Source organism: Exiguobacterium sp. s192 (genome assembly GCF_018618795.1).
Lineage (GTDB): Bacteria > Bacillota > Bacilli > Exiguobacteriales > Exiguobacteriaceae > Exiguobacterium_A > Exiguobacterium_A undae.
Window position 1 is genome coordinate 1 of record NZ_JACSMS010000018.1, and the last position, 12,041, is coordinate 12,041.

Below are 12,041 nucleotides of genomic sequence, written 5' to 3' on the forward strand. Positions count from 1 at the left end.
TAGCTAATGCACCGCAAGGCCATCCCAAGGTGACGCCGAAGCGCCTTTCATCATCAGACCATGCGGTCTGAAGAACTATTCGGTATTAGCTCCGATTTCTCGGAGTTATCCCAATCCTTAGGGCAGGTTCCTTACGTGTTACTCACCCGTCCGCCGCTCATTCCCTTCACTTCCCTCCGAAGAGTTCCGTGAGCTTCCTGCGCTCGACTTGCATGTATTAGGCACGCCGCCAGCGTTCGTCCTGAGCCAGGATCAAACTCTCCATAAAGTGTTTGACTTGCTCGTTTTTGTGACCGAAGTCACGTTGACGAAGCTTGCGCTTCATTCATTGTTTGTATCCGAAGATACGTTTTTTGCCTCATCGTTCAGTTTTCAAAGTTCGTCCGCGCCTGTTTTGGCGACTCAATTAGAATACCAAGTCTGAAACAATAAGTCAACAACTTTTTAAAAGAAGTTTTTTTCTTGTTTCCAGCAGTGCGCTCGTCCTCGTAAGGACAAGAAATAATATACCATGGGATTTATTATTGTACAAGCATTTTTTATAAAAAAAGAAAAACTCTTTTTTTCACTGAATGAACAGCGCTCAAAAGAGTGTTTCTTCTATATATACGTTACATGATGATCACGAAAAGACCGGGAAGGAGCAGCCTCGTTTAATCCATCAGCTGGATGATATTGAATTGACGTTCTTCCATTAAGTCTTTGACGATACGTTGATTATGTTCTTCGTACGCAATCACCGGACGATCAAAGACCATATTCTTGCGGAGGACCGTTGCGATTTTACCGTTGCTGATCAAGACACGGTCACCGACTTCAATCGGCAACAACAGTTGTCCAAGCAACATGACGTATTTAGAGTCGTACTGCATCGGGCGTACTTTTAAGTAACAATAGGCATCATACAACGTATAGGCTTCACGGTACGGACGCCAACTCGTCATCGCTGCGAATACATCCGCGACGATGAACAGTCGTGTATGATCCATGATTTTATCGCCTTTGACTTTCAATGGATAACCGGACCCGTCCAAACGTTCGTGGTGTTGGACAATCAATCGTTTGACCGTATCCGAAATGATGCTTTCTTTTTGTAACGCTTGGAACGCCATCGCCGGATGACGGTGGAAAATCTCCTGTTGCATCGCTTCATACCGTTTCGTATGACGCCATTCCATGATTCGTGCCAGTCCACAGTCTGCAAAATACGATGCCACCCAGAGATCATGAATCATTTTCCGCTCTTTCCCGACCGCCTCTGCCAAGAGTTGGGCAATCGCGCCACGATAAATCGCATGGCGGACGGTATAGGCTTCTGTCCCCCGTTCAAGAAAATAAGGAAGAATTTCTTCACGTTGCACACGATCCGGAACCGATTCCTTGACCCAACGTAACGCATCATACACATTCGGAACGCGTCCTTGTTCCCATGAGGTGAAGACTTGGTTGTACGTTTCGATCAATTCATCAAACCGGTTGGTGTCCGTTGCCTCGTCTGACGTGACATCCAATGCTGTTTCTTCCACCATTCCCTCCGGTCGTTCTTCAATCTCTACTTCTTTAATCAAAAAGCGTTTGATTCGTCTCAATTCATCTGTTCCAAGTTTTTTTCCTGCCGCGACAATCGGAATATCTGTATGTAAAAAAAGGGACTCTGTGATTCGGTCACCAATGATGAGCCGCTCAGTTGCAACACGCATCTTTATTTCGTTCCTTTCCATCACCAATTTTTTTAGAAAAATAGCAGAGTAAAGACAAACTTGTCCTCACTCTGCTGCACTTCCTTTATTCTTCCGTCTGCTCGGATGCTTCACTTACCTCAGAATCGGAAAGCGTCTGTTCTTCTGAAACAAGTGCTCCCTCTTCTAAAGCTGCAATTTCTTCCTCGACAGCTTCTTCTTTTTTCAGCTTCGCAACCGTTGCAACACGATCGCCTTCTTCGATCCGGATGACTTTTACCCCTTGTGCGTTACGTCCGACACTTGAGATATTTTGTGAATCCGTTCGAATGACGATGCCGCTTTCCGTCATGATCATGATGTCATCATCGACGTCGACAATCCGAAGAGCAACGATTTGACCCACACGATCGGTTACCTTACTTGCAATCAAACCTTTACCGCCACGCGATTGTGTCCGGAACTCCGTCATCGGCGTCCGTTTACCGAATCCTTTTTCCGTGATGACGAGAACATCCTGTTCGTCACGGGCCAGTTCCATCCCGATGACGATCGCGTCACCGGATAAATTCATCGCTTTGACCCCGCGTGCACCACGACCCATCGAGCGGACATTGGTGATCGGGAAACGAATCGCTTTCCCGCTGTTGGAAACGGTGAACACTTCATCTTCCGTCGACGCGAGTCGAACCGATGTCAATTCATCATCTTCAAACAGACGGATGGCAATCAGTCCATTTTTATTGATCCGGGCGTAAGCGGACAACGGTGAACGTTTCACACGTCCTTTACGCGTCATGAAGATCAGCGATTTTTGCTCATCTTGCATCACTTCTTCCGTATCCAGAACCTCTTCCGTTTCATCCGCTTCCACTTCTACGTCTACATCGATGACGGCTTCAGGTGCTTCCGCAGTCTGTTGCTCTTCGAGGTAACGTTTGAAGTTGACCGGAATCATCGTCTCGACTTTTTCGTCCCGCTCGATCTGAATCAAGTTAATGATCGGTACACCTTTTGATGTCCGGCTCATTTCAGGCACTTCGTAACCACGGATCCGGTACACTTTTCCACGGTTCGTAAAGAAGAGAATCGTATCATGCGTCGAACACGACAACAGACGTGTTACGTAATCGGCATCATTCGTCCCGATTCCTTGGACACCACGACCGCCACGGCGTTGCGCGCGGTACGAATCCGTCGTCAAGCGTTTGATGTATCCACTGCTTGTCAACGTGATGATGATATCTTTTTCCGGAATCAAATCTTCATCTTCAAATTCGATGTGGTCCATTCGAATTTCAGTCCGGCGTTTATCGTTGAAGCGTTCTTTCACTTCTTCGAGTTCCGTCCGAATCAATTCGAGTAAGACTTCGTCACTTTCGAGGATTGTTTTGAGTTCCGTGATCAATTGCATGATCTCCTCGTACTCGGCGTCAATCTTCTCACGCTCAAGTCCCGTCAACCGTTGGAGACGCATATCAAGAATCGCCTGCGATTGTTTCTCGGATAAAGCAAACCGGTCCATCAACTGTTCACGGGCAGCATCCGCTGTCCGATTCGCACGGATGATCTTGATAACTTCATCGAGGTGATCAAGGGCAATCCGTAAACCAGCTAAGAGATGTTCGCGTGCTTCTGCTTTCTCGAGATCAAACTGTGTCCGGCGACGGACGATTTCTTTTTGGTGCTCGAGATAGTGGTACAACATTTCCTTGAGTGTCAAGGTACGCGGACGACCGGCAACGATCGCGAGCATGTTGACCCCAAACGTCGTTTGCATCGACGTCTGTTTATACAGATTATTTAAGATGACACTCGCATTCGCATCACGGCGAATCTCCATGACGATACGCATACCACGGCGATCCGACTCATCACGCAAATCAGTGATGCCTTCGATTTTTTTCTCACGGACGAGATCGGCGATTTTTTCAACGAGGCGGGCTTTGTTGACCTGATACGGCAACTCCGTCACGATGATTCGTTCGCGGTCTTTTTTCGTCTGTTCGATTTCAGCTTTCGCCCGGACGATGATTGATCCACGGCCGGTTTCATACGCGCGGCGGATTCCACTGCGTCCTAAGATTTCACCGGCTGTCGGGAAATCAGGTCCCGGTATGTGCTGCATCAGTTCCTGAATCGTGATGTCCGGATCGTGCGACAAAGCCAACACGCCGTCAATGACTTCACCAAGCTGATGCGGTGGAATGTTTGTTGCCATCCCGACCGCGATCCCGCTCGAACCGTTGACAAGCAAGTTCGGGAAACGGGACGGCAAGACTTCTGGTTCCCGTTCCGATCCGTCGTAGTTATCCTTGAAATTGACGGTATTTTTATTGATATCGCGAATGATTTCCATCGCGATTTTAGACATACGGGCTTCCGTGTACCGCATGGCAGCGGCAGAGTCGCCATCGACGGATCCGAAGTTTCCGTGACCGTCGACGAGCTCATAGCGGTAACTGAAGTCCTGCGCCATCCGAACCATCGTGTCGTAAACAGCTGAATCACCGTGCGGGTGATACTTACCGATAACTTCACCGACGATACGGGCGGATTTTTTGTGCGGCTTGTCCGCACGGATACCGAGGTCATTCATCGCATATAAAATACGACGGTGACCCGGTTTTAAACCATCACGGACGTCCGGTAAAGCACGGGCGACGATGACACTCATCGCATAATCCATGAAGGACGTACGCATTTCTTGACTAATGTTGATATCTTTAATGATCCCTTGTTGATCGGACATTCGTATGGCCACCCTCTCTATTCAACGTTAAATATCCAAGTTCTTCACATAGTGTGCGTGCGACTGGATAAAGTCACGACGTGGTTCTACCTGGTCTCCCATCAAAATGTCAAAGACCTCATCTGCTTCGATCGCGTCCTGCAACTCGACGCGGAGCATTTGACGACCACTTGGATCCATCGTCGTTTCCCAAAGTTGCTCTGGATCCATCTCACCGAGACCTTTGTAACGCTGAATGTCGTATCGTGCATTTTCCGGAAGTGCTGCCAATGCTTCGTTCAGCTCACGTTCGTTGTGGACGTACGTGATGTTTTTCCCTTGTTTGATGCCGTAGAGCGGCGGCTGGGCGATATAGACATACCCGTGCTCGACAAGCGGACGCATGTAGCGGTAGAAGAATGTCAGCAACAGTGTCCGAATGTGGGCACCATCGACATCGGCATCGGTCATGATGATGACTTTATGATACCGTGCCTTCTCGATGTTGAATTCAGAACCGATGCTTGTCCCAAGTGCCGTGATGATCGTCCGGATCTCATTGCTGCCGAGAATTTTATCAAGACGTGCTTTTTCGACGTTCAAGATTTTACCCCGGATCGGTAAGATCGCTTGGAAGTGACGGTCACGACCTGATTTGGCTGAACCACCGGCCGAGTCACCCTCAACGATGTAGATTTCAGAGATCGTTGCATCGCGTGACGAACAGTCGGCAAGCTTTCCTGGAAGTGAACTGACTTCGAGAACCCCTTTACGTCGTGTCAATTCGCGGGCACGTTTTGCGGCCATCCGGGCACGCGACGCCATCATACCCTTTTCAACGATCGCACGGGCACTTGTCGGATTTTCCATCATGAACTGTTCAAACGCAGACGAGAACAACGTATCCGTTGCCGTCCGGGCATCCGAGTTACCGAGTTTCGTTTTCGTTTGTCCTTCAAACTGTGGATTCGGGTGTTTGATCGAAACGATTGCCGTCATCCCTTCGCGGACATCTTCTCCGGACAACGTGCCGTCCGCCTCTTTCATCAGACCAAACTTCTTCGCATAGTCGTTGATGACACGGGTCAACGCGGTTTTAAAACCGGTTTCGTGTGTTCCACCTTCATGCGTCGGGATGTTGTTCGTGAACGAGTAGATGTTGGCTGCGAATCCGTCATTGTACTGCAACGCGACTTCGACTTCGATGCCGTCGCGGTTACCATGCACATAGACCGGTTCTTCGTGAACGACTTCTTTCGAACGGTTTAAATGTTCGACGTATGATTTGATTCCGCCTTCGTAATGGAAACTGCGTGTAATCGGCTCATCTGCCCGATCATCCGTAATTTCAATCGTTAATCCTTTATTTAAGAATGCCAGCTCACGTAAACGTGTTGCGAGCAGATCGTAATCGTATTCGAGTGTTTCCTGGAAAATTTCATCATCCGGGAAGAAACGAATCATCGTTCCTGTCTCTTCTGACGTTCCGATGACTGCTAAGTCTGCGGCTGGAACACCGCGGTGGTACGCTTGGTAGTACAGTTTTTCATTCCGTTTGACGAAGACTTCGAGTTTCGTCGAGAGCGCATTAACAACGGATGCCCCAACACCGTGCAGACCGCCGGATACTTTATATCCGCCGCCGCCGAACTTACCGCCGGCATGCAGCACGGTCAAGATGACCTCAACTGCCGGACGTCCCATCTTCTCTTGGATATCGACCGGGATTCCCCGACCGTTATCTTCGACCAGAATCGAATTGCCTGGTTCAATCGTCACTTTGATTGTGTCGCAATACCCTGCGAGTGCTTCATCGATCGAGTTATCGACGATTTCCCACACTAAGTGGTGAAGCCCCTTCGATGCAGTCGATCCGATATACATACCCGGACGTTTCCGAACGGCTTCTAGACCTTCAAGCACCTGAATCTGATCGGCACCGTACCCTTGTTCTAATTCCATATCTTCATGATTACTCATCGGTTTTCTCACCTACTATTTCTTTGTATGATGTCTCTTCCAAAATGACGGCCCCCTGTTTCACGTGGAACAATTTCGCCTGTTTGATCGTTTCATGTGCGATTCCGTCAACGCTTGTCGTCGTCAGAATGGTCTGCACTTTTTGTTGCATCGTATCGAGCAAATGGGTTTGACGATGATCATCGAGCTCGGATAAGACATCGTCTAGAAGTAATAACGGATATTCCCCTACTTCTTCATGAATCAATTCGATTTCTGCTAACTTCAAAGAGAGTGCCGCCGTCCGCTGCTGTCCTTGCGAACCGTAAGTCTGGACATTCCGTCCGTTGACTTCCATTTCAAAGTCATCGCGGTGGGGTCCAAACAACGTCACGCCTCTTCGGATTTCATTCTCTTTTATTTTACCAAACTTCTGCGCATAAGAAGCAGTCATTCCTTCGACATCAAGCAAATCATTGCTGAATGTATCGGAACGATAAATCAGGACGAGCTTTTCTTGTCCGCGACTGATTCCTTCATGAATCGGCCGTGCCCATTTTTCAAGCTGGGCGATGAAGTGATGACGCCGCTGAACGATTTTAACGGCTAGCGTAATCATCTGCTCCGTCAACACATCGAGAAAAGTCTCATCCCCGCCTTTCATCGACAACTGCTTCAATAAGGCATTACGTTGCTTGAGGACTTTCAGATACTGACTCAATTCATGTAGGTAGACCGGGCTGACCTGACCAATTTCCATATCCAAAAAACGACGTCTGATTTGAGGACTGCCTTTGACGATGTGCAAATCCTCCGGTGCAAACAATACGATGTTCAAGGCACCGACGTAATCACTGAGCCGGCGTTGTTCGAGATGATTCAACTTCGCTTTTTTGCCGCGGCTTGAAATCGTGATCTCCTGCGAATGGTCTCCCCTTCGTTTATGGACCCGTCCTTCGACACGCGCCGCCTCGGCATCCCACTGGATCAATTCTTTGTCGTGCGTCGTCCTGTGGGATTTCGCCAGTGCCAGCACGTAGATCGCCTCAAGCAGATTCGTTTTCCCTTGCGCATTTTCACCAATCAAAACATTCGTCTTTTCCGAAAAAGATAATTCTAGCGACTCATAGTTGCGATAGTGACTGAGTCGGACCGAATCCAGTCGCACGTTAGTTGCCCTCGTTCTTAATGATGAATTGACCGTAATCTTCTACGTCAATGACATCTCCATCCCGTAGTTTACGACCACGTCGCTGATCGACTTCACCGTTGACGAGAATGGGCACCTCAGCGAGAAATGGTTTAGCTTGTCCACCGCTCGAGATGATATCAGAAAGTTTCAGGAACTGACCTAATGTGACGTATTCTGTTGAAATCTTGATTTGATTCATGGTTTGACTCCTCCTACCTACATATTATAAATGACGTACTCTTTATTGTACTAAAAAACTCACGATTTAGCAAAATGAACGAACGTATATACGGATTTCAAAAAAAGCCCAAGGAACACGAACGGTTCCTTGGGTGCACATCATGCCGTTCGAACCGGCAGGATCAGCTGTAAAACGTTATCTTGATCAACAGGATGTAAAATGAACGGTCGGATCGAACCCGTGAACTGGATTTCGATATCCGTCGCATCCAGGGCTTTTAAGGCATCCATCATATATTTCGAGTTAAACGAAATTTTCAGCTCTTCGCCTTCAAGCGATAAGATGCTGACTTGCTCAGATACTTTACCGACTTCCGGTGAATGAGACGAGATTTCGACAGCCGTCGTTCCTTCTGCTGCGAACTTGATGACGTTGTTACGGTCTTCCCGTGCAAGCAACGACGCACGATCAATCGCCTGAAGCAATTCCTTGGCATTCATGCGCACCGCTGTCCGGTACTCTTCCGGAATCAGACGTGACGTATCCGGGTAGTTACCGTCAAGCAGACGCGAGAAGAACAAGACGTGTTTCATCTTAAACAGAATCTGTTGATTCGTAATCGTGATGTCGACATGACCGTCGCTAAGTAGTTTGGATAATTCATTTAAGCTTTTCCCCGGAACGATGACATTTTGGAATGAGATCTCGTTGTCCGTTTCGAACTGGGCGCGTCGTAACGCCAGTCGGTGACTGTCCGTCGAGACACATGTCAGGATATCTTTGTCTGCCGAGAAGTTAACCCCTGTTAAAACAGGACGTGTTTCCTGGACGGCGACGGCAAAACTCGTTTGACGAATCATTGACCGTAACAGATCAGCCGGTAAACGGAACTGTTGTCCACCGTCGACTTGCGGCAGGCGCGGGAACTCATCCGGATCAAGTCCGTTGAGATGGAATTCAGCGGTACCGGATTGAATCCGTGTCATGAAATTTGGTGAGACTTCTAAGATGACTTCATCTGTGGGTAACTTTTTCACGATGTCTCCAAAGAAGCGGGCATTTAAGACGACACTTCCTGCACGGTGGACCGTAACGTACGACGTACCGTTCTCTTCCGCATAGATGGTCCGTTCGATTGAGATTTCTGTATCACTACCAGTGAGCGTCATGCCGTCTCCATGGGCCTCGAGTTTAATTCCTGTCAGAATCGGAATCGTCGTTCGGGATGAGACTGCTTTTGCTACATCTTGAATTGCTTGGATTAAAGTATCACGTTGAATTGTAATATGCATATTGTCGTTAAGCTCCTCTCAAAATGGGCGTTACACCATCATAACATAATAATATATTTTTTTAATAATAGTATTAGGGGCTGTGGATAGTGTGGATAAGTCGGTGGATAACTTGGTATAGAGCCAAAACGCGTGTGGATAACTTGTGGATAACTAACCTCTTTTATCCACAGCTTATCCACAGGATTCAGGAATGTTTCAATTCGTGCTTGATTTGCTCGATGACTTTTCCTGTTTCCCCGTCTGATTTGACAAGTGTACTGATTTTTTCATGTGCATGGATGACGGTCGTGTGATCACGTCCCCCAAATTCCTCGCCAATCTTCGGTAACGAGCTTTCCGTCATCTCCCGTGACAGGTACATCGCGATTTGACGGGGGAAAGCAATCGATTTTGTCCGTTTTTTGGCTTTTAAATCATCAAACGGCAGATTAAAGTGTTTGCTGACCGATTCCTGAATATCACGGATCGTGACTTTCCGGGGTTCGCTCGCCGGCATGATGTTGTGCAACGCTTCAGCAGCGACATTCGGATCAATCGTCCGTCCGACGAGGTTCGCATAGGCGATGACACGTGTTAAAGCCCCTTCGAGTTCGCGGATGTTCGTATCAATCTGACTGGCGATGTAAAGCATGACTTCATTTGAGACATCCAGCTGCTCGGCATTGGCTTTTTTCCGGAGAATCGCAATCCGGGTCTCAAGATCCGGTGGTGTGATGTCCGTGATCAGTCCCCATTCGAAGCGGGAACGTAACCGGTCCTCAAGTGTCGGGATTTCCTTAGGCGGGCGGTCGCTCGAGATGATGATTTGTTTCTGATCGTTGTGGAGCGCATTAAAGGTATGGAAAAACTCTTCTTGTGTCTGCTCTTTTCCGGCCAGGAACTGAATATCATCTATTAATAGAACATCGATGTTTCGATACTTGTTCCGAAACTCGACCGTCTTGTTGTCACGGATCGAATTGATGAAGTCATTCGTAAAGCGTTCAGACGAGACATATGCAATGCGTGTACCAAGGTTTTGATCTTGAACATACTGACCGATCGCATGCATCAGATGTGTTTTGCCAAGCCCCACTCCACCATAGATAAAGAGGGGATTGTATGCTTTCGCCGGTGCTTCCGCCACGGCCAATGAAGCAGCGTGAGCAAATCGGTTTCCGGATCCGATGACAAACGTATCAAACGTATACTTGGCATTTAACTGTCCCAGTTCACTCATGACAAGTTCGTCCGTCGGTTTGCGTGTCTTTTGGACATTCGGTTTCGGAGCGACTTCGATTACTTCCTCATTTTGACGATCGAGCATATGTTTAGCTTGACCTTCCTCGATGAATTGAATATCAAGCCGGCTTCCCGTCACTTCTTCGACGGTATCTTCTAGTAAAGATAAGTATTGACGTTCGAGCCAAGTGACCGTGAAGGCGGCTGGTGCAGAGACGATCAACGTCGTTCCGTTCAGCGTGACACCTTCCGTAGACTTTAACCACATGTCGTAACTGGCTTTTGGGGTACGTTGCTCTTCCTCAATTACAGATAATACATTGTGCCAAAGTTCGGCAGCGTTTTTCATAAATACCCCCCTTTTTCTATCATGATATAAAAAACTATACACAGGCTTATGCACAGGACAAGGTTAATGAAGGAACACGACTTATCCCCAGAACATAAAAACTGTGGATAACGTTATCCACAGGGGTTGATTTCTGTGTATAAAGTTATCCACAGGGTGTGTATAACTTGAAGAATCAATTTGTCTTGCGTTCTTGTTATGCACAATTAGTGTATCAAATGAAATGAGGTCTGGCAATGGTTAGAATGATTTATCCACAAGTAAATCGACATATACACAGGCAGTTACCCACAGGGTGTGGATAGTGTGGATAAACTGTGGATAAGATGTGTATAACTTTTCTAAAGAGGAAGCGTCCAAAAAAGTTATGCACAAAACGACAAGAAGAGGTCTTAAGAAAATCCAAAAACAGACCTTGACGTTGATTTTAAAAAATACTATTGTAGACAAAGTGATAAGTTATCCACGGAAAGTGTGGATAGTGTGGATAAGTCTGTGGATAGTTTAAAGAGGAGTGGTTTCGATCCATTCTGTCAAACAAACCATATTGTATGATATGAAACAGACCCACTGATTCTATTTTCACGATTCATGCTGCAATAGGATGAAAATGCGCATGATAAATCTTCTGAACTTTCATTGACAAGGTCACTTTTGATTTATATAATGTACAAGACTGCCTTAAAGTAGAAAACGATGATTTTTATAGAGTATTTTTTAAAGGAGGTGCAGACTAATGAAACCAACTTTCAACCCAAACAACCGTAAGCGCAAAAAAGTTCACGGATTCCGTGCGCGCATGGCAACGAAGAGTGGCCGCCGGATCTTGGCTGCTCGCCGTCTTAAAGGCCGCAAAGCCTTGACTGTATAATCGAGCGATGATGAGATCACTTCTGGCGATGCCTGGAGTGATCTTTTTTTTGTTGTTTTGAGGATGTTCGTCCTTTTGTCACAAGACGACTCTCGCAGAGCGGGTTTATTCTATGATATGATGAAAGACGACGAATTTTCGTGATGTCAGGATGGAGTGTGATCAAGGTGAAGAAGGAATACCGCGTCAAGAAAGACAAGGAGTTCCAAGCGGTGTTTACTCGAGGAGCCTCTGTCGCAAATCGGCAATTTGTCGTATATGCACTAAAGAAAGAGCAGCAGACTCACTTTCGGATTGGTTTATCGGTGAGTAAGAAAATCGGGAACGCCGTTGTCCGCAACCAAGTCAAACGGTACATTCGTGAAGCGTGTCAGCTTCATGAAGCATCGCTTGCCCCGAATTATGATTTTGTGATCATCGCGCGCAATCCGGCTGCGAAGATGACGGCTCAAGAAGTCGCAGACAGTTTGCGCCATGTCTTCAAACGTTCTGGTGTCTGGAAGCGACAAGTTAAATAAACGTGTAGTATATCCTGTTGATTTGTAGCGGCCGCTCGCCTACTT

The 12,041-nt window shown here is 47.2% G+C and carries 9 protein-coding genes and 1 rRNA gene; 2 read left to right on the plus strand and 8 right to left on the minus strand.

Annotated features, from left to right (window positions below; all coding sequences use genetic code 11):
- The 8 genes from KNP87_RS16405 to dnaA form a co-directional block, all read right to left on the minus strand.
- A 16S ribosomal RNA gene (locus KNP87_RS16405) occupies positions 1-268 on the minus strand; the annotation flags it as partial.
- A gap of 385 nt (positions 269-653) precedes the next feature.
- Positions 654-1,700 carry an HD-GYP domain-containing protein gene (locus KNP87_RS16410; RefSeq protein WP_026831580.1) on the minus strand — a complete coding sequence of 349 codons (1,047 nt, stop codon included), beginning with the start codon at positions 1,698-1,700 and terminating at the stop codon, positions 654-656.
- An 85-nt stretch (positions 1,701-1,785) separates the two neighbouring features.
- Positions 1,786-4,431, minus strand: a complete 2,646-nt coding sequence (gene gyrA, locus KNP87_RS16415) for a DNA gyrase subunit A (protein WP_214722317.1) — start codon at positions 4,429-4,431, stop codon at positions 1,786-1,788.
- A 27-nt stretch (positions 4,432-4,458) separates the two neighbouring features.
- Positions 4,459-6,372 carry a DNA topoisomerase (ATP-hydrolyzing) subunit B gene (gyrB, locus tag KNP87_RS16420; RefSeq protein ID WP_200870747.1) on the minus strand — a complete coding sequence of 638 codons (1,914 nt, stop codon included), beginning with the start codon at positions 6,370-6,372 and terminating at the stop codon, positions 4,459-4,461.
- Positions 6,373-6,382: 10 nt separating this feature from the next.
- On the minus strand, positions 6,383-7,537 hold the full coding sequence (gene recF / locus KNP87_RS16425) for a DNA replication/repair protein RecF (RefSeq protein WP_214722318.1): 1,155 nt from the start codon (positions 7,535-7,537) through the stop codon (positions 6,383-6,385).
- A 1-nt stretch (position 7,538) separates the two neighbouring features.
- Positions 7,539-7,760: a S4 domain-containing protein YaaA gene (yaaA, locus tag KNP87_RS16430; RefSeq protein ID WP_012368917.1), complete on the minus strand. Its 222-nt coding sequence runs from the start codon at positions 7,758-7,760 to the stop codon at positions 7,539-7,541.
- Between the two features lie 140 nt (positions 7,761-7,900).
- On the minus strand, positions 7,901-9,034 hold the full coding sequence (dnaN, locus tag KNP87_RS16435; protein ID WP_012368916.1) for a DNA polymerase III subunit beta: 1,134 nt from the start codon (positions 9,032-9,034) through the stop codon (positions 7,901-7,903).
- A 187-nt stretch (positions 9,035-9,221) separates the two neighbouring features.
- Complete coding sequence (gene dnaA, locus KNP87_RS16440) at positions 9,222-10,607, minus strand: chromosomal replication initiator protein DnaA (protein WP_026831584.1); 1,386 nt, start codon at positions 10,605-10,607, stop codon at positions 9,222-9,224.
- A gap of 736 nt (positions 10,608-11,343) precedes the next feature.
- Here dnaA and rpmH point away from each other — a divergent pair.
- Complete coding sequence (gene rpmH, locus KNP87_RS16445; protein ID WP_012371910.1) at positions 11,344-11,478, plus strand: 50S ribosomal protein L34; 135 nt, start codon at positions 11,344-11,346, stop codon at positions 11,476-11,478.
- 167 nt (positions 11,479-11,645) lie between these two features.
- Positions 11,646-11,996 carry a ribonuclease P protein component gene (gene rnpA, locus KNP87_RS16450; protein WP_026831585.1) on the plus strand — a complete coding sequence of 117 codons (351 nt, stop codon included), beginning with the start codon at positions 11,646-11,648 and terminating at the stop codon, positions 11,994-11,996.
- Positions 11,997-12,041: the final 45 nt, after the last annotated feature.